Source organism: Aeromicrobium sp., from assembly GCF_023146395.1.
Lineage (GTDB): Bacteria > Actinomycetota > Actinomycetes > Propionibacteriales > Nocardioidaceae > Aeromicrobium.
The window spans coordinates 159,547-178,270 of sequence record NZ_JAGLCD010000001.1 but is presented as its reverse complement, the minus strand read 5'-3'; the positions used below and the strand labels follow the sequence as shown (position 1 = coordinate 178,270).

General features: G+C 70.1%; 16 protein-coding genes. 4 read left to right on the top strand and 12 right to left on the bottom strand.

Going from position 1 to position 18,724, the window contains the following annotated elements; genetic code table 11:
- A complete protein-coding gene (locus KAG51_RS00850; RefSeq protein WP_290579638.1) occupies positions 1 to 870 on the top strand; it encodes a carbohydrate ABC transporter permease in 870 nt (289 codons plus the stop codon).
- A 3-nt stretch (positions 871 to 873) separates the two neighbouring features.
- Positions 874 to 2,037: a sn-glycerol-3-phosphate ABC transporter ATP-binding protein UgpC gene (gene ugpC, locus KAG51_RS00845; protein ID WP_290579636.1), complete on the top strand. Its 1,164-nt coding sequence runs from the start codon at positions 874 to 876 to the stop codon at positions 2,035 to 2,037.
- A gap of 166 nt (positions 2,038 to 2,203) precedes the next feature.
- Here the strand turns inward: ugpC and KAG51_RS00840 are convergent, their stop codons facing one another.
- The 4 genes from KAG51_RS00840 to KAG51_RS00825 are packed head-to-tail and all read right to left on the bottom strand — an operon-like array spanning position 2,204 to position 5,433.
- Complete coding sequence (locus tag KAG51_RS00840; protein WP_290579634.1) at positions 2,204 to 3,058, bottom strand: hypothetical protein; 855 nt, start codon at positions 3,056 to 3,058, stop codon at positions 2,204 to 2,206.
- A 1-nt stretch (position 3,059) separates the two neighbouring features.
- The gene (locus tag KAG51_RS00835; protein WP_290579632.1) at positions 3,060 to 3,674 is read right to left on the bottom strand and encodes a metallophosphoesterase; all 615 of its coding nucleotides are present in this window, start codon (positions 3,672 to 3,674) and stop codon (positions 3,060 to 3,062) included.
- Positions 3,675 to 3,703: 29 nt separating this feature from the next.
- On the bottom strand, positions 3,704 to 4,084 hold the full coding sequence (locus KAG51_RS00830; RefSeq protein ID WP_290579630.1) for a DUF4233 domain-containing protein: 381 nt from the start codon (positions 4,082 to 4,084) through the stop codon (positions 3,704 to 3,706).
- The gene (locus KAG51_RS00825) at positions 4,081 to 5,433 is read right to left on the bottom strand and encodes a folylpolyglutamate synthase/dihydrofolate synthase family protein (protein WP_290579628.1); all 1,353 of its coding nucleotides are present in this window, start codon (positions 5,431 to 5,433) and stop codon (positions 4,081 to 4,083) included. The genes KAG51_RS00830 and KAG51_RS00825 overlap by 4 nt, the downstream gene beginning before the upstream one ends.
- Before the next feature lie 246 nt (positions 5,434 to 5,679).
- On the opposite strand from KAG51_RS00825, the gene KAG51_RS00820 reads away from it, so the two are divergent.
- A complete protein-coding gene (locus KAG51_RS00820; protein WP_290579626.1) occupies positions 5,680 to 7,989 on the top strand; it encodes an MMPL family transporter in 2,310 nt (769 codons plus the stop codon).
- 49 nt (positions 7,990 to 8,038) lie between these two features.
- The gene (gene valS / locus KAG51_RS00815) at positions 8,039 to 10,621 is read left to right on the top strand and encodes a valine--tRNA ligase (protein ID WP_290579624.1); all 2,583 of its coding nucleotides are present in this window, start codon (positions 8,039 to 8,041) and stop codon (positions 10,619 to 10,621) included.
- Positions 10,622 to 10,882: 261 nt separating this feature from the next.
- Here valS and KAG51_RS00810 read toward each other — a convergent pair whose 3' ends face one another.
- The 8 genes from KAG51_RS00810 to tig form a co-directional block, all read right to left on the bottom strand.
- Positions 10,883 to 12,073 carry a saccharopine dehydrogenase NADP-binding domain-containing protein gene (locus KAG51_RS00810; RefSeq protein ID WP_290579623.1) on the bottom strand — a complete coding sequence of 397 codons (1,191 nt, stop codon included), beginning with the start codon at positions 12,071 to 12,073 and terminating at the stop codon, positions 10,883 to 10,885.
- A 34-nt stretch (positions 12,074 to 12,107) separates the two neighbouring features.
- Positions 12,108 to 13,376: an ATP-dependent Clp protease ATP-binding subunit ClpX gene (gene clpX, locus KAG51_RS00805; protein WP_290579622.1), complete on the bottom strand. Its 1,269-nt coding sequence runs from the start codon at positions 13,374 to 13,376 to the stop codon at positions 12,108 to 12,110.
- Positions 13,377 to 13,464: 88 nt separating this feature from the next.
- Positions 13,465 to 14,067, bottom strand: coding sequence for an ATP-dependent Clp protease proteolytic subunit (locus KAG51_RS00800; RefSeq protein ID WP_290579621.1), 603 nt, complete (start codon positions 14,065 to 14,067; stop codon positions 13,465 to 13,467).
- Entirely contained in the window at positions 14,064 to 14,642 is a 579-nt protein-coding gene (locus tag KAG51_RS00795; protein ID WP_290579705.1) for an ATP-dependent Clp protease proteolytic subunit, read from the bottom strand. The genes KAG51_RS00800 and KAG51_RS00795 overlap by 4 nt, the downstream gene beginning before the upstream one ends.
- 132 nt (positions 14,643 to 14,774) lie before the next feature.
- Positions 14,775 to 15,248, bottom strand: a complete 474-nt coding sequence (locus KAG51_RS00790; protein WP_290579619.1) for an SRPBCC family protein — start codon at positions 15,246 to 15,248, stop codon at positions 14,775 to 14,777.
- A complete protein-coding gene (locus KAG51_RS00785) occupies positions 15,248 to 15,727 on the bottom strand; it encodes an SRPBCC family protein (RefSeq protein ID WP_290579617.1) in 480 nt (159 codons plus the stop codon). Before KAG51_RS00785 ends, KAG51_RS00790 begins: the two co-directional genes overlap by 1 nt.
- A 50-nt stretch (positions 15,728 to 15,777) precedes the next feature.
- On the bottom strand, positions 15,778 to 17,031 hold the full coding sequence (locus tag KAG51_RS00780) for a hypothetical protein (RefSeq protein WP_290579615.1): 1,254 nt from the start codon (positions 17,029 to 17,031) through the stop codon (positions 15,778 to 15,780).
- 216 nt (positions 17,032 to 17,247) lie between these two features.
- Positions 17,248 to 18,618 (bottom strand): trigger factor, encoded by a 1,371-nt coding sequence (tig, locus tag KAG51_RS00775; RefSeq protein WP_290579613.1) that lies wholly within the window; start codon positions 18,616 to 18,618, stop codon positions 17,248 to 17,250.
- Positions 18,619 to 18,724: the final 106 nt, after the last annotated feature.

The window sequence follows — 18,724 nt, the reverse complement described above, 5'->3', positions numbered from 1 at the left end:
ATGGCACTGACGGGCAAGAACAAGGACCGCGTGCAGCGCGGTGGCATGGTGCTCGGCGTCGCGCTCGTGCTCGGCTGGTGCCTGCTGCCGGTCGTGTGGATCATCTCGCTGTCGTTCAAGTCGCAGGCCGCCGTCACGAACGGCAGCCCCGGCTTCTTCCCCTCCAGCGGCGGCGGGGCCGGCTGGGACAACTACCGCGACCTGCTGTTCGACGACCAGTACGCGCAGTTCCGCAGGTCGATCCTCAACTCGATCGGGATCTCGCTGATCGCGACGATCCTGTCGGTCGCGATCGCCACGCTCGCCGCCTACGCGATCGCCCGGCTGGACTTCAAGGGCAAGAAGTTCGTGCTCACGACGGCGCTCGTGATCGCGATGTTCCCGGTCGTCTCCCTCGTGGGACCCCTGTTCGACATGTGGCGCACGATCGGGCTCTACGACACCTGGCCCGGGCTGATCATCCCGTACATGTCCTTCACCCTCCCGCTCGCGATCTGGACCCTGTCGGCGTTCTTCCGCGAGATCCCGTGGGAGATGGAGCAGGCGGCCCAGGTCGACGGGGCGACCCAGTGGCAGGCGTTCCGCAAGGTCATCGTGCCGCTCGCGGCGCCGGGGGTCTTCACGGCCGCGATCCTGACGTTCTTCTTCGCGTGGAACGACTTCGTGTTCGGCATCTCGCTGACCTCGACCGAGGCAGCCCGCCCGATTCCGGCGTCCCTGTCGTTCTTCGTGGGCAACGACCCGTTCAACCGGCCCGCGTCGCTCCTGGCGGCCGGTGCCGTGGTCGCCACGGTCCCGATCGTCATCCTCGTCCTGTTCTTCCAGCGCAAGATCGTCGCCGGCCTGACCGCCGGCGCAGTGAAGGGTTGATCCATGGCCACCATCGAGATGAAGAACATCGTCAAGAAGTACGGCGACGGGTTCCCGGCCGTCAACGACGTCAGCATCGACGTCGCGGACGGGGAGTTCCTGATCCTCGTCGGCCCCTCGGGGTGCGGGAAGTCGACCCTGCTGCGGATGATCGTCGGCCTGGAGGACATCTCCGGCGGCGACATGGTGATCGGCGGCAAGCGGGTCAACGACCTCGCGCCGCGCGACCGGAACCTCTCGATGGTCTTCCAGAACTACGCGCTCTACCCGCACCTGTCGGTCTACGAGAACATCGCCTTCCCGTTGCGCCTGCAGAAACGGCCCGAGAAGGAGATCGACGAGAAGGTCCGTGAGGCGAGCAAGACCCTCGACCTCGACGAGCACCTGGAACGCAAGCCCGCCAACCTGTCGGGTGGTCAGCGCCAGCGCGTGGCGATGGGACGGGCGATCGTCCGCCAGGCCGACGCCTTCCTGTTCGACGAGCCGCTCTCGAACCTCGACGCGAAGCTGCGGGGCCAGATGCGCACCGAGATCGCCCGCCTGCAGAAGAAGCTCGGCATCACCACGGTCTACGTGACGCACGACCAGACCGAGGCCATGACGCTCGGCGACCGCGTCGCGGTCATGAAGCGCGGCATCCTGCAGCAGCTGGCCACGCCGCGCGAGCTGTACGAGCAGCCGGCCAACCTCTTCGTCGCCGGCTTCATCGGCTCGCCCCCCATGAACTTCCTGCCGGCCACGGTCGAGAACGGCCAGGTCACCCTGCCGTTCGGGACCTTCCCGCTCCCGGCGCCGAAGGCGAAGGCCACGGAGGGCAAGGGGCTCCTGATGGCCGGCATCCGACCGGAGCACTTCGAGGACGTCTCGGTCATCGGCGACGACTCGGTCGACGCGGCCCGCACCTTCGAGGCCACGATCGATGTGCGGGAGTGGCTGGGCGACCAGCAGTACGCCTACGTGCCCTACGAGGCCGAGCCCCAGGTGCAGGACCAGCTCCGCGAGCTCGCCCGTGAGGCCGACGGCGACTCGCTGCGCACCCAGCTCGTCGTGTCGCTGGACGCAGCCAGCACGGGCGAGGACGGCGAGCACACGCGGCTGTTCATCGACACCGACCGGATGCACCTGTTCGACCCGTCGAGCGGGGAGAACCTGACCGTCGGGCTCTGAATCGTTGACGACCTCCGTCACCGGCTGCCCGGTGGACGCAGTCTGAGGGATTAAGGGTGCTCGGGCACCCTCACCCCCTCAGATTCGACCACGCAGCAACCACAACCCCTCAGACTCGGTCCCACCTCCGCGGGGAGCCGTCAGGGGACCACTGGGTCGCGTGGACCTACCGCTTGCGGCGCTTGCCCTTGCCGACCTGCTCCATGATCTCGGCGCTCCACTCGTGGTCGCGGATCAACGTGTAGCGCTCGCAGGCGATGCGCAGATAGGCCTCGGTCGGGCGCTCGTGGGGCCCGCGCACCCCGGCCTCCTCGATGAGCTCCACGACGGGGCAGTACTCCTCCTCGTACCAGCGCCGGGCCATGGTCTCCCGGTCCATGTACGCCCCTTCGGCGTGCATGCGCCGGGTCGCCCAGGCCTCGACGTTCTCGGCGATCTCGCCGTACTGGACGGGATGGTCGACCGCGACGGCGGCGCGCGCCTCCCCCGTGAACGGAACCCGCTCCAGCATGAGCCGTCGCCAGTGCTTGAGCTCCAGCTCGTCGCGGGCACCGACCCCGACCGGGGTCAAGAGCGTGTCGACCACCGTGACGCGCGCCTCGATCAGCGTCACCCCGAGACTGTGCGCGACCGAGACCCGGTGGTGCCCGTCGCGGACGAAGTAGTAGTCGCCGACCTGGTAGACCTCGATCGGCGGGATCTCCTCCCCCTTGCGGCTGGCCCGCGCCAGACGCTCCCAGCGCTCGCGGCTGCGGGTCGAGGTGGGGCGGAACCGGCGGTCGAAGTCCTTGACCTTGTCGACCGAGCCCACGATGGCGTCGAGCGGGATGACACGGGTCCCGGCGTAGCGCTCGCCGCGACGACCCAGCGCCTCGACGACCTCGTCGAAGGACATCGCCTGCACGACGTCGTCGGTGGCGCCGCGCACCCGTGCCGCGAGACCGGCCAGCACCTGCTGGCGACGGGCACGCAGGAAGTCGCTCTCGGCGTCGACCCGGGGAGAACCACTCTCGCGCGGCATGTCAGACCTCCAGCAGGCGCCAGGGCACCACGTTCGTGATGGTGGTCGGACCGACCTGACGATCGGCCCGGGGGAAACCGTGGGGATGGATGTGCCCGTGCACGTGCCACCGCGGCTCGAGATCGGCGAGGAGGTCGTGCATCGACTCCACGCCGACGTGCGGACCGTCGTCCTCGTCGCCGAGTCCCCGCGGCGGAGCATGGCTCAGGAGGATGTCGACGCCGCCGGCGCGACGGGCCCGTCGCGCCAGACGTCGCGCGCGCCGCACGTACTCGCGCTGGGTGTACTGGTGGGGCCCTCGGTTGTAGCGGACGCTCCCGCCGAGGCCGGCGATCCGCAGTCCCGCAGCCTCCACGACCCGCACGTCGGCGTTGACCGCGCCGTGCGGGCGCGCGCCGTCGAACACGGGCCCGCCCCAGGCCGATCTCGCGGCGATCTCCGGGTCGTGGTTGCCCGGCACGAACACGACCGGGACCTCCAGGCAGGAGGCGAGGAACTCCAGGTAGTCCCACGGCAGGTCGCCGGCCGCGAGCACCAGATCGGGCCGCAGGGAGCGCACCCTGACGTCATCGACCTGGGGCGCGACCTCGTCGGCGACCGCCAGGACCCTGACCATGGCTCGAGACTAGACCCGCCGGAGGCGGTTCACACCTCTGCGGCGCCGCCGTTCTCCTGGGGTTCCGCGGTCTGCTCGGCCTCGGCGGCCCACCGCGCCCGATCGCTGTCGACCGTGCCCCCGAGCCGGTAGGCGCCCCACCACAGCAGGGCGAAGAGGCCGCCGACGAAGTACATGGCCGGCGCGAGGAGACCGAGGGCGATCGCGGCCACCTGCAGCGCGTGACCCAGTGCGAACCCGCCGGGGCGTCGCAGCAGGCCCGCGACGAGGACGCAGGCCACGGCCAGCCCGAGGCCGAGCCACAGGGCGAGCCCACGGTCGACGTCCTCGACCGTGATCATGACCGGCGTCGAGAGCCCCAGGAGGATCGCCTCGAAGAACAGCATCGCGGCGCACAGGCGCGCCCTCATCGATCGGTCCCCTCGGCCACGGTGGGGACGAGCAGCGTGCGGGCCTCGCCGACCGTGACGACCGATCCGGTCACGAGCACGCCGCCGCTGCCGATCGCGTCCTCGTAGCCCTCCATCGCCTCGGCGAGCGCGATGCCTCGCACGATCGCGTCGTCGAGCTGGGGCACCACCGTGACGCGGTCCTCGCCGAGCAGGTCCTCGGCGATCTCGCCCAGCTCGCTGGCCGGCAGGCAGCGGTCGGAGGAGTTCTGCGTGCAGACCAGGTGCGCGACGACTCCGTCGAGCGCGCGGAGGATCTCGTCGACGTCCTTGTCGGCCATGACGGCGGCGACCGCGACGAGCGGGCTGAACGAGAACTCCTCGCCGATCGCGGCGAGCGAGGCCTCGATGCCGTGCGGGTTGTGGGCGGCGTCGAGCAGCACGGTGGGGCTGCGTCGCACGACCTCCAGCCGCCCCGGGGAGTGCACCGAGGCGAACGCCGACCGGACGAGGTCGGGGTCGAGCTCGCGACCGCCCAGGAACGACTCGACCGCCGCCAGGGCCAGCGCCGCGTTGCGCGCCTGGTGCGCACCGTGCAGGGGCAGGAAGACGTCCTCGTACAGCCGGCCGATGCCCTGCAGGTCGAGCTGCTGGCCGCCGACGGCCACGAGCCGCGCGGCGACGCCGAAGTCGATCCCCTCGCGCACCAGCGTCGCGCCGACGTCGGTGGCCCGCAGGCCGATAACGTCCATGACCTCGGGCTCCTGCTCGGCCACGACGACCCGCGCGCCGGCCTTGATGATGCCGGCCTTCTCCTGGGCGATGTCGGTCAGCGAGTCGCCCAGGTAGCGCGCGTGGTCCATCGCGACGGGCAGCACGACGGCGACGTCGGCGTCGGCGACGTTGGTGGCGTCCCACGTGCCACCCATGCCGACCTCGACCACGGCGACGTCGATCGGGGCGTCGGCGAACGCCGCGTACGCCATCGCGACGGTCATCTCGAAGAACGACAGCGGGTGCGGCTGCGACTCGTCGACGATCTGCGCGTAGGCGGCGACGTCGGCGAACGCGTCGACGAACGCCTCCTGCGACAGCGGTTCGCCGTCGAGGCTGATGCGCTCGGTGACCGACTGCAGGTGCGGGCTCGTGAACCGGCCGGTGCGCAGGTCGAGCGTGCGCAGAAGGGCGTCGATCATGCGCGCCGTCGACGTCTTGCCGTTCGTGCCGGTCAGGTGGACGACGCGGAACGACTGCTGGGGGTCGCCGATCAGCCGGGTCAGCGCCGCGATGCGGTCGAGCGAGGGCTCGAGACGCGTCTCGGGCCAGCGGCCCTGCAACGCGTGCTCGACCTCGGAGAAGGAAGGTCTCATCTCCCCCAGTATCGCAGCCGCAGCCAGGGCCGTCGGACGTCAGCCCACGCCGCCGCGGTCGGCGCTGGTGCTGGGGAGGCCGATCCGCCCGGCGACGCCTGAGCGACGCGGCTCCGCAGCCGACGTGAGCAGGCGCCCTCAGGGAGAAATGCGCGAAATCCCCCATCGCGGAGTGTCGGTCGGGGGCACCATGATGATCGCGACCTGCACCACCGTGAGCGTGCAGCGCGCCGAGAAGGATCTGTCATGAACAGCTCGCCGAGCCCCACCCCGCTCTCCCCGCCGTCCCCCACGCCGTCCCCCGGGCGCTCACGCCGCGGCACGTGGACCGCGATCGTCGCCGGCCTGGTCGTCGCCGTCGCGGTCCTCGGCGGCTTCGGCTCGATGGCCAGCAAGCTGGGCGACGTCCAGGAGAACGACATCGCCAGCTGGCTCCCCGGTGACGCCGAGTCCACCAAGGTCATCGAGCGCACGGCGGGCTTCGCGAGCGACGACGAGTCACCGGCGATCGTGGTCTTCGTGCGCGACAGCGGGATCACGGCCGCCGACGTCGTCACCGTCCGCGGCGCCCTGGCCGAGCTGCAGGACCTCGACGAGAACGTCGTCAGCGCCGTCGCTCCCGCCGTGCTGAGCCTGTCGCCAGCCGAGCAGCAGGTCGCGGCCACGGCTCCGGCCGGTCAGATCAGCGACGACCTGGTCGCCCGGCTCACCTCACAGGACGGCACGGCGCTGCAGCTCGTGGTGACCTACCGCATCGACGACACCGCAGGCTTCGAGCAGCTCCCCGACGCGGTCGACGCGATGCGGGAGGTCGTCGCCTCCTCCACCGGGGGCGGGCTCCAGGGCTACGTCGGCGGCCCCCTCGCCTTCGGCGCCGACCAGGCCACGGCCTTCGCCGGCATCGACGGGATCCTCCTGCTGGCCGCCCTCAGCGTCGTGGTCGTCATGCTGCTGCTCACCTACCGCAGCCCGTTCCTCTGGCTCATCCCGCTGGTCTGCGGCGTGCTCAGCGTCGGCGCCGCCGAAGGCGTCGTGTACCTGCTCGCCCGGTACGCCGACCTCACGGTCAACGGCCAGAGCGCCGGGATCCTGGCGGTGCTCGTGCTGGGCGCCGGCATCGACTACGCCCTGCTGCTCGTGGCGCGCTACCGCGAGGAGCTGCGCAACTTCGAGCACCGCATCGACGCGATGAGCCACGCCCTGCGCCGCGCGGCCCCCGCCATCGTCGCGAGCGGGCTCACGGTCGTGATCGGGCTGCTGTGCCTGAGCTTTGCCCAGATGAACTCCACGGCCGGGCTGGGTCCCGTCACCGCGGCCGGCATCGTGGTGGCCCTGCTCGTGATGCTGATCGTGCTGCCGCTGCTGCTCGTGGTCTTCGGCCGCTGGGTGTTCTGGCCCTTCGTGCCGCGGTTCGGCGACGTCAAGACCGAGGGCAGCGGGCTCTGGGGTCGCGTGGGCACCCGGGTCGCCCGACGCCCGCGCACCGTGTGGGTCACCACGACCGTGCTGCTCGGCCTGGCCTGCGTCGGCATGACCCAGCTCAACTCGGGCCTGCTCTCGAACGCCGACACCTTCACGACCGAGCAACCCTCGATCGTGGCCGACGAGGTCATCGCCGATCACTTCCCCGCCGGCGAGGGCTCGCCGGTGCAGGTCGTGGCCAGGGCCGCCGACGCCGGGGCCGTGGCGGCCGCGCTCGACGACACCGACGGCCTGCAGCCCGCGTCCGCCTCCGCAGCCCCGGGCTCGCCGGAGAGCCAGGACGGTCTCGTGCGCGGCGACGTCGTCTACTTCGAGCGCACCCTGACCGCGGCCTCCGACTCCGAGGCGGCGTACGACACCGTCGAACGGGCCCGTGAGGCGGTGCACGCGGTCGACGGCGCCGATGCCCAGGTCGGTGGCATCTCGGCGATCGGCCTCGACGTTCGTGCGGCCTCGGCGGCCGACAACCAGCTGATCATCCCGCTGATCCTGCTCGTCGTGCTCGTCGTGCTCGGGGTCCTGCTGCGCTCGATCCTGGCGCCGCTGATCCTCCTCGGCACCGTCGTGCTGTCCTTCGGGGCGGCGCTCGGCATCAGTGCCGTCGTGTTCCAGCAGGTCTTCGACTTCGCCGGCACCGACACGTCCTTCCCGCTGTTCGCCTTCGTGTTCCTGGTGGCGCTCGGCATCGACTACAACATCTTCCTCATGACCCGGGTCCGCGAGGAGTCGGTCAAGATCGGCACCCGCCGCGGCGCCCTGATCGGCCTGGCGGCCACGGGCGGCGTCATCACCTCGGCCGGGCTCGTGCTCGCCGGCACCTTCTCCGCGCTCGCCACGCTGCCGATCGTCTTCCTGGCCCAGCTCGGCTTCGTCGTGGCCCTCGGCGTCCTGCTCGACACGATCGTCGTGCGCTCGGTGCTCGTGACCGCCCTGACGCTCGACGTGGGCCGGTGGATGTGGTGGCCGAGCCACCTGTGGCGCACCGACGGCTCGCACCACGTCGCCGACGCCGGGCACGCGGCTGACCCCGTCGACGCCGCGCCCGCGCGGACCGCACCAGAGCACCGCGCGTAGGCACCCGGCACGCCCGGCCGGGTGCCGGTGGCGCCTAGACTCATCCCTTGTGAACAGTGCCGCGAACCGTGTCCCGGAGAAGCCCGTCCTCGAAGGCCTCGAGGAGCGGTGGAGCGGCGTATGGGAGGACCGTGGGACGTTCCGGTTCCAGCGCCCGGCCGAGCGCTCCGCGGTGTACTCGATCGACACCCCGCCACCGACCGTGTCGGGCTCGCTGCACGTGGGTCACGTGTTCAGCTACACCCACACCGACGTCATCGCCCGGTACAAGCGCATGCGCGGCTTCGAGGTGTTCTACCCCATGGGCTGGGACGACAACGGCCTGCCCACGGAGCGTCGCGTGCAGAACTACTACGGCGTGCGCTGCGATCCCACGGTCGCGTACGACCCCGCGTTCACCCCGCCGGAGAAGCCGGACGCGAAGAAGCAGATCCCGATCAGCCGTCGCAACTTCATCGAGCTGTGCAACGAGCTCGTCGCGGAGGACGAGAAGGTCTTCGAGAAGCTGTGGCGCACGCTCGGGCTGAGCGTCGACTGGACCCAGACCTACACCACGATCGGCGAGGCCGCCCAGGTCACGAGCCAGCGAGCCTTCCTGCGCAACGTGGCCCGGGGTGAGGCGTACACGCAGGACGCCCCCACGCTGTGGGACGTCACGTTCCAGACCGCCGTGGCGCAGGCCGAGCTCGAGGCGCGCGACTACCCGGGCGCCTACCACCGGGTGGCCTACCACCTGAGCGACGGCAGCACGACGCACGTCGAGACGACCCGCCCCGAGCTCACCCCGGCCGCCGTCGCGCTCATCGCCCACCCCGACGACGAGCGGTACCGGCACCTGTTCGGCACCACTGCGACCTCGCCGATCTTCGGCGTCGAGGTGCCCGTCATCGCCAGCACGCTCGCCGACCCGGAGAAGGGCTCCGGCATCGTGCACTGCTGCACGTTCGGCGACCTGACCGACGTGATCTGGTGGCGCGAGCACCAGCTCCCCAACCGCACCGTGATCGGTCGCGACGGCCGCTTCCTGCGCGAGGTGCCCGAGTGGATCGCGAGCGACGCCGGTCGCGACCTGTTCGCCGAGCTCGCCGGCAAGACCACGTTCTCGGCGCGCGAGGCCGTCGTGGCCGCGCTGCGCGCCAGCGGCGACCTCGACGGCGACCCCGTGCCGACCCAGCGCATGGCCAACTTCTACGAGAAGGGCGACAAGCCGCTCGAGATCGTCTCGACCCGCCAGTGGTACATCGCCAACGGCGGCCGTGACAGCGACCTGCGCCAGGCGCTCGTCAAGCGCGGCGACGAGATCAGCTGGAAGCCCGGGTACATGCAGAGCCGGCTCACCAACTGGATCGAGGGCCTCAACGGCGACTGGCTCGTGAGCCGTCAGCGCTTCTTCGGCATCCCGTTCCCGGTCTGGTACCGCCTCGACGCCGATCTTCAGCCCGACTACGACGACCCGATCTTCGCCGCCGAGGACACCCTCCCGGTCGACCCGGCGTCGCAGACGCCCCCCGGCTTCGAGGAGTCCCAGCGTGGCGTGGCCGGCGGGTTCATGGCCGATCCCGACGTGCTCGACACGTGGGCCACGTCCTCGCTCACCCCGCAGCTCGTGACAGGGTGGGAGCGCGACCCGGAGCTCTTCGCCGCGACCTACCCGATGGACCTGCGCCCCCAGGGTCACGACATCATCCGCACCTGGCTGTTCAGCTCGGTCGTGCGGGCCCACCAGGAGTTCGACGGAGTGCCGTGGAGCACCGCGGCACTGTCGGGCTTCGTGGTCGACCCCGATCGCAAGAAGATGAGCAAGTCCAAGGGCAATGTCGTCGTGCCCAACGAGATCCTGGACAAGTACGGCGCCGATGCCGTGCGCTGGCGGGCCGCCGGTGCTCGTCCGGGGGCCGACTCGCCCTTCGACGAGGCGCAGATGAAGGTCGGACGTCGCCTGGCGATGAAGGTGCTCAACGCCAGCAAGTTCGTGCTGGCCGCGGAGGAGTCCTACGGTCTGGGCGCCGACGCCTCGTTCCTCGATGCCTCTCGGGTCACCGAGGCGCTCGACCTGGCCATGCTGGCGGGCCTGCGCACCGTCGTCGGCGAGGCCACGGCGTTCCTCGAGGACTACGACTACGCCTCGGCGCTCGAGGTCACCGAGAAGTTCTTCTGGGACTTCTGCGACGACTACCTCGAGCTCGTCAAGGAGCGTGCCCGTCGCGACGACGCCGGTGGCGCGTCCGCAAAGGCCGCGTTCGTGCTGGCGCTGTCGACGCAGCTGCGCCTGCTCGCGCCGTACCTGCCGTACGTGACCGAGGAGGTCTGGTCGTGGTGGCAGGAGGGCTCGATCCACCGGGCCGCCTGGCCCACCGCGGACGAGCTGCCCGAGGGCGCCGACGCGGGCGTGCTCGCGGCGGCGGGGCAGGTGCTCGCCGGCATCCGTGGCGCGAAGTCGACCGCCAAGGTCAGTCAGCGCACCGAGGTCACCGCGGCGACGGCCACCGGTCCGGCCGCGGTGCTCGACCTCGCCGCTCTGGCCCTCGACGACGTCAAGGCCGCCGGTCGCGTGGTCGGCGAGCTCACGCTCTCCCCCGCTGACGGCACCACCGAGGTCACGGTCGAGGCCACGCTGGCGGAGGCGGAGTAACCCCTCCGCTGGTCGAGTGGGAGGCCGCCCGCCAAACCCACTCGCTGGTCGAGTGGGAGGCCGCCCGCCGAACCCACTCGCTGGTCGAGTGGGAGGCCGCCCGCGGCCGACCGTATCGAGACCCGGTCACGTGACCTTCGGGCCCCAGCACCGGACGGTGGCTGAGGGTGTCCGTCACCTCACCACGGTCTCGATACACCGCGCGTCGCGCCCTCGTTCCTCGGGCACTCCGCACGGCACTCGACCTGCGGGTCCTGAGAGTCAGACCGCTCCGCGGTGGTGATCAGGACCCGCACGATGCTCCTCGCAGGTCTGGAACTTCATGGCCTCGGGGTTGAGGCGGTCGATCAGGGCCTGACCCATCGCGACCGCGGTGGTGGTCTGCCCGCTGACGTCGGGGAGGTCGTCGAACGCCAGGCTCATCGCGGCCTCACCGAGGTACTTGGCGGTGCCGCCGTAGCCGGGGTCCTTGCCCGTGACCCGGGTGTGCAGCGTGTCGCCTCCGGCCTGGGCCAGCAGGTCGAGCTTGAACCACGCCTTCTCGCGCTGGGCCTGCTCGGGGCCGTCGCCGGGATCCATGCGCGACAGGAGCAGCTTGCGCAGCGGCGGCACCTGCGCCGTGACGGCCAGGGCCCCGACGCCGACCGCACCAGCGGCCAGCATGCGCGTCGTGCGCACGTGGGCGAAGTGACCGTACGTGAACTCCGGGCCGTACGTCGGGAGCGCGCGGGCCGAGCGAAGCACGACCTGCGGGTCGATCGTGGGCAGCGGCACGGCCCAGCCGGTGTCGTGGGGCGCCCGCCCGAGTCTGCCGGTGCCGCGGACCTTCCGATCAGCCGGACGCTCCTCGGACGCGCGCCGCTTCTTGGCCAGCTTGGCCGACTCCCGAAAGCTCGAGAACTGACCGATCGCCGAGTGGAAGGTGCCGCCCGACGGGGTGATGCCGGCACGCAGATAGGCGTTGACGGTGATCGGGACGTCGTCGGGCAGCTGCTGGACCGTGTAGAGCACCCCGAGGTCGTACGGCACCGAGTCGAATCCCGCCGCATGCACCAGGCGTGCGCCCGACGCCACCGCTGTGGCGTGGTGCTTCAGCCACATGTCGTCGACGAACTGCGGCTCGCCCGTGAGGTCGAGGTACGCGATGCCCGCCTCGGCGGCGGCCTTCACCGCAGGCTCGCCGTGCTTGAGATAGGGCCCCACCGTGGTGACCAGCACCCGCGTGCCCTCCGCGACGCCGCGAAGCGAGCTGGCATCGGTGACGTCGGCCTCGACGAGCTCCGGACGCACCCCGCCGGCGGCCTCGATCCGGTCCGCGGCAACCTCCAGCTTCGCCCGGCTGCGGCCCGCGATCGACCACGTGGCGCCGTCCGGAAGGTGGGAGCCAAGATAGTCGGCGGTCAGGCCGCCGGTGTATCCCGTGGCACCCAGGAGGGTGATGTCGCTGACCATGGCAGAACCGCCTTCGATGGGGAGCCTGACGATGCTACGAGGCCTTCTTCTCCACCTCGTCGCGCGTCAGGATCGTGGGAGCCGACTCACCGCGCACGACCGCGTCGTCGACGATGACGCGAGCGGCGTGCTCGTTGCTGGGGACCTCGAACATCGTCTGCTGGAGGACTTCCTCGATGATCGAGCGCAGCCCGCGAGCACCGGTGTCGCGGCGCAGCGCGAGATCGGCCATCTCGCCGATCGCCGCGTCGGTGAACTCCAGCTCGATGCCGTCGATCTCGAACAGCCGCTCGTACTGCTTCGAGAGCGCGTTGCGCGGCTCGGTCAGGATGCGCACCAGCGCCTCCTTGTCGAGCTTCTCGACACTGGCGATGACGGGCAGACGACCGATGAACTCCGGGATGAGCCCGAACTTCAGCAGGTCGGTGGGCTCGACCCGCGAGTAGATCTTGGCCGGCTCGTGGGACTTGACCTCGACGGTCTCGGCGTTGAAGCCGACCCCGACCTTGCCGGAGCGGGACTCGATGATCTCTTCCAGACCCGCGAACGCGCCGCCGACGATGAACAGCACGTTGGTCGTGTCGATCTGGATGAACTCCTGGTGCGGGTGCTTGCGACCACCCTGCGGCGGCACCGAGGCCGTCGTGCCCTCGAGAATCTTCAGCAGCGCCTGCTGCACGCCCTCACCCGACACGTCGCGGGTGATCGACGGGTTCTCGCTCTTGCGCGAGATCTTGTCGATCTCGTCGATGTAGATGATGCCGGTCTCGGCCTTCTTGACGTCGTAGTCGGCCGCCTGGATGAGCTTCAGGAGGATGTTCTCGACGTCCTCACCCACGTAGCCGGCCTCGGTGAGCGCCGTGGCGTCGGCGATCGCGAAGGGGACGTTGAGCATGCGCGCGAGGGTCTGGGCCAGGTACGTCTTGCCGCACCCGGTGGGGCCCACCATGAGGATGTTCGACTTGGCGAGCTCGACCTGCTCGTCCTTGCTGCGTCCGCCGGCCTGCTGGGCCTGCACGCGCTTGTAGTGGTTGTAGACCGCCGTGGCGAGCGACTTCTTGGCGCCGTCCTGGCCGATCACGTACCCATTGAGGAACTCGTAGATCTCGTGCGGCTTGGGCAGCTCGCCCAGGCTGAGCTCGGAGTTCTCGGCGAGCTCCTCCTCGATGATCTCGTTGCAGAGGTCGATGCACTCGTCGCAGATGTAGACGCCCGGGCCCGCGATGAGCTTCTTGACCTGCTTCTGGCTCTTCCCACAGAACGAGCACTTCAACAGATCGGCCGTTTCACCGATGCGCGCCACGGGTGTTCCTTTCCTCAGCTGTCGTCCAGCCTAGCCGCGGCCCGGGCCGATCGCGACGTGTGTCACGTCGGCCCGGACTGCGTGTCGCTCAGACCGCGGGGACCTTGAGCGTGTCGAGCACCTGGTCGATCAGGCCGTACTCCAGCGCCTGCTGCGCCGTGAGGATCTTGTCGCGATCGACATCGCGGCTGACGTCGGCGGGCTCCTTGCCGGTGGCCTCGGCGATCATCTGCTCCATCAGCTCACGCATGCGCAGGATCTCGTTGGCCTGGATCTCGAGATCGGAGATCTGGCCGCCCGTGCCCTCGGTGTAGGGCTGGTGGATGAGGATGCGAGCGTTCGGGAGCGCGAAGCGCTTGCCCGGCGCGCCGGCGGCGAGCAGCACCGCGGCAGCCGAGGCCGCCTGACCGAGGCAGAACGTCTGCACGTCCGGCTTGAGGTAGCGGATCGTGTCGTAGATCGCCGTCATGGCGGTGAACGAACCACCGGGGCTGTTGATGTAGATGCTGATGTCGCGGTCAGGCTCCATGACCTGCAGGCTCAGGAGCTGGGCGATCACGGCGTTGGCGACGTCGTCGCTGATCGGCGTGCCGAGGAAGATGATGCGGTCCTCGAACAGCTTGGCGAACGGGTCGATGCGCCGGAAGCCGTAGGAGGTGCGCTCCTCCCACTGTGGGATGTAATAACTCATGACCTGATCTCCCTCGCGCTGGCGACCACGTGGTCGATGAAGCCGTACTCCTTGGCCTGCTCGGCCGTGAACCAACGGTCGCGGTCGGAGTCGAGCTCGATCTGCTCGATGCTCTGACCCGTGTGGACCGACTGGAGCTGGTTGAGCTGCTTCTTGAGCAGGATCGACTGCTCAGCCTGGATCTTGATGTCGGAGGCCGAACCACCGATGCCGCCGGAGGGCTGGTGCATCATGATGCGCGCGTGCGGCGTGGCGTAGCGCTTGCCGGGCGTGCCGGCGGCCAGCAGGAACTGGCCCATCGAGGCGGCCAGGCCCATGCCGAACGTGGCGACGTCGTTGGAGATGAACTGCATCGTGTCGTAGAGGGCCATGCCCGCGTCGACCGAACCACCCGGGCTGTTGATGTACAGCGAGATGTCGGCCTCGGGGTTCTCGGCGTTGAGCAGCAGCATCTGCGCGCAGATCGCGTTCGCGTTCTCGTTGCGCACCTCCGAGCCGAGGAAGACGATGCGCTCCTTGAGCAGGCGTTGGTAGATGTGGCCGTCGAGGTCGGACGGCCCCGCCTGCGCGGACATGCGGTGCGCGAGGTGTTGGGGGGCTTCGAGTGGGTTCACGTCACCGACCCTAGTTGGCCGATCGATCCGACACACGCGCCAACACGCCCTGTTCGCCATGGGCGTAGCAGGCCCACCGCGGGCGGGCTCGGCTCAGCGGCCCTCGACCTCGGCCTTGATGCGCTCCAGGGTGGCGCGCATGCCGGCCAGGATCTCGGCCTCGTGACTCGCGAGCCCGCCGAGCATGAGGTTTGCCGTGACGACCGAGGCGATCGTGGCCCGGTGATTCTTGAGCACCCGGGTCTCGGTGACGACCGTGCCGCCGTCGTCGTTCGGCTGCAGGTCGTAGCTCCACGTGGCGCCCGGGCCGATGACCTGGAAGGCGAGACGCCGCCCGGGCACGACCTCCCGGTAGCGGCTCACGGTCGGCCAGATCGCGGCCTTGCGCTTGTTGAGGTTGAGGCTGACGGTGCCGGCCCGCAGCGGCGATCCGAGGAAGGCCTGCTTCCAGGTCTCGTCGCTCCACTCGTTCATGCGGCGCTGGTCCTCCAGCAGGCTCCACACCTGCGCGGGAGTCGCGGCGATGTCGATCGAGGCGACGAGCGGCGCCACGTGCGCGCGAGCCATCAGGCGGACCGGCCCGCGTGCGTCTTCTCGGCCTCGTGCTTGATGCGGGCCAGGGTGTCCTGGATGCCGCGCTCGAGCTCGGCCTCGAAGTTCTCCGTGCCGCCGAGGACGCGCTTGCTCAGGAAGTTCGAGAGGCTCGACACGCCGTTCGGTGCGGTGCGCGACTCGGTCAGGCGCGTGCCGCCCGCGACGGGCTCCAGCTCGTAGGTCCAGATCGTGCCGTTCTCGGCGATCTTCAGGGCGAGCGTGCGCTCGGGCTCGAAGACCTTGACGTAGGACCGCGTGGGCCACACCTTCCAGCCCTGCCGGTTGATGTTGATCGTGCGGGTTCCCTGCGCGACCTCGCCGCCGCGCACGATCATGCGCCGGCACTGCGGGCTCCACTCCCCCATGCGCTTCAGGTCGGAGACGAGGGCCCAGACCACGGCTGGCGGTGCGGCGATCTCGATGCTGTCAGTGATGATGTCACGGTTGACCATGTCCGGAACCTACTCGAATCCGGCCTCACATACCAGCGGTATGCGGACGCTCAGGCCTCGCCGGCCACGATCGCGCGCCGTTCGCGACCCGATGCCTTGATCCAGGTCACGAGCCAGTCGCCCACCTGCGGGTGGTTGAGCAGCGCGAAGTGGTGCGCGCTCGGGATGTACTCGAACCTCGCGCCGTCGACGATCGGGCCGCTGCGTCCGATGCCCGCGGCCGACGAGAAGTGCACCAGCAGATCGCCCAGCACCGCGCTCAGCGGGTGCTTCTGGGTCGCGCCCATCGTGGCCACCACGAAGTGGTACTCGGCGTGGGCGAGCGGCGCCGCCGCGATGCGGTCCAGGCCCCAGCGCGCCGTGAGGTCCTGCCCCTCCCACTCGTCGGCGCTGATGTAGCCGTGCCGCAGGTCGACGATGCCGGCCGAGCGGGTGTCGAGGAGGTGGCCGAACGGTCGCGACTCGGGCAGGAAGCGCAGCACCCGCGAGCCGGCGTGAACGGCCTTCTCCAGCACCGCGCCGGAGTGGGGCGTGCCGAGGCAGACCACGTCACGGACCAGCCCCGTCCACGTGCCACCCGTGGCCGTGGCGTGGTTGGTGGCCGCACGGGCGACGAGGCCGCCCATCGAGTGACCCACGAGGGTCACGCGCGTGACCCGCACCGGCCAGGACTCGACCAGCTGACGCAGCAGGGCGTCGAGGTGCTTGCCGTTCTCGGAGATGTGCAGTCCCGTGTTGTACCGCACGAACACCGGGGTGCCGTCGGTCTCGGCGCCCACCCGCTCGGCGTAGGACGTGCCGTGGGCGCGCCGGCCCTGGTTCCACGACTCGTCGTCCTCGCACAGGCCGTGCAGGAACAGCACGATGTGGCTCGTGGCGTCGCGGAAGGCCTCCGCGAGCGGCCAGCCCGTGACGGGGACGTCGGCACCGTCGACACGGACCGCCATCGTGATGGCCTGCGGGTCGTCCAGGCGTCGCAGCTCGTCGCCGACCATCCCGTTGACCGCGGCCACGACCCCGCGACCGAGGCGCGTCGACTCGACAGGGCGGCCCACCCCGCGTGCGGACAGCGCGCGGACCGAGCCGCTGGAGACCCGCAGCACGCCGCTGATGGCGCCGTAGATCGACGTGGCCACGGCATCGTGCAGCGACTCGGGGACACGACCACCCACGATCCGGGTGGCGCGGAACGCCCGCTCCGCCACCGCGCGGTGCACGTCGCGCACGGTACCCACCAGGAGCCGGTCGCCGTACTCGAGCGCGAGCGCCGCGACATCGGTGGTCCGGGCGGGATCGGTGGGCATGTCACTCAGTGTGACAACTCGCACCACGCGATGCCAAGACGAGACGGACGCGTCGTTGGTCACGGGCCACCTCCGCCGACCGCCGCGCGTTACGGAGCTCACTCCGTAACGCGTGACATGGCACGGGAGATCTCCCGCGCCATGTCACGGTCTGCCGTGCTCAGTCCGTGGCCCGCCCAGCGATGACTCGCCCGCCGGCGTGGTGCAGGTGTGAGCTCAGTCCTGGTCGGACGCGTCGTCCTCGGCGGTCTCGCTCTTGAGCGAGCCGTCGGCCTGGAGCGAGGCGAGGTCGATCTCGGCCCCGGTCGAGTCCTTGACCGTGGCGCCCTCGACGAGCGAGGCGAGCGCCTTGCCGCGCAGCACCTCGCTGACCATCTCCGGCACGTGGTTGTGCTCCATGATGTGCTGGATGTAGGAGTTCGGGTCCTCCCCCGACTGCTGGGCGCGGCGCATGATGTGCTGCGTCAGCTCGTTGTCGTCGAGACCGATCTCGTCGGTCTTGACGATCTGGTCGAGGATGAACTGCGACACGATCGAGTCGTGGACGGACTTCTCGAGCTCCGCCTCGAACTCGTCGGCCGTCTGCTCCTGGTCGTCGAGGTACTGCTCGAACGCGACACCGGAGAAGGCGAGCTGCTGCTCGATCTGCTGACGCCGGGCGGCGAGCTCCTCGGCCACGAGCGTCTCCGGCAGCGGGACCTCGACCTTGCTCAGCAGCTCGTCGAGGACCAGGTCGCGCGCCTCGGCGGCCTGCTCCATGCGCTTGCCGCGCGTGATGCGCTCGCGCAGGTCGGCCCGGAGCTCCTCGAGGGTGTCGAACTCCGACGCCATCTGGACGAACTCCTCGTCGAGCTCGGGGAGCTCGGTCTGCTTGACCTCGGTCACCGTGACGGTGACGTCAACCTCGGTGTCCTTGAGCTCGCCCCCGACGAGGGTCGTGGCGAACGTCGCGGTGCTCCCGGGCTCGAGGCCCGTGACGGCCTCGTCGAGACCGTCGAGCATCTCGCTGCCGCCGACCCGGTAGGGAAGGTCCTCCGCGGTGGCGTCCTCGATGACGGTGCCGTCCTTGTGCGCGGCCGCCAGGCTCAGCGTGACCTGGTCACCCTTCGCCGCGGCGCGCTCCACCCCGGTGTAGGTCGCGAAGCGCTCGCGCAGCGCCTCGAGCTGCTCGTCGACGTCGCTGTCGCCGACCTCGATCGCCGTGACCTCGACCTCGACCGAGGTCAGATCGGGCAGCTCGACCTCGGGACGCACGTCGACCTCGGCGGTGATCTCGATGTCCTCACCGTCGGCGAACTTCGTCAGGTCGATCTCGGGCTGGCCGAGCGGCTGCAGGTCGGTCTCCAGCAGGGCCTCCCGGTACCAGTCCGGCAGGGCGGCGTTGATCGCCTCGTCGAGCACCACACCTCGCCCGACCCGCTGGTCGACGACGGCCGCAGGCACCTTGCCGCGACGGAATCCCGGCACCTGGATCTGCGAGCCGATGGACTTGTAGGCCTTGTCGAGAGCGGGCTTGAACTCGTCGAACGGCACCTCGATGGTGAGCTTGACCCGGGTGGGGCTCAGGTTCTCGGTGGTGCTCTTCACGTGGATGACTCCTGCGGTGGACGACTGTGCGGTAGGTGACGCGGGGCTGCATGAACAGCCGGGCCCGCGGAAAACCTCACGCGGGCCGGTGGCGAGTCTACGGGTT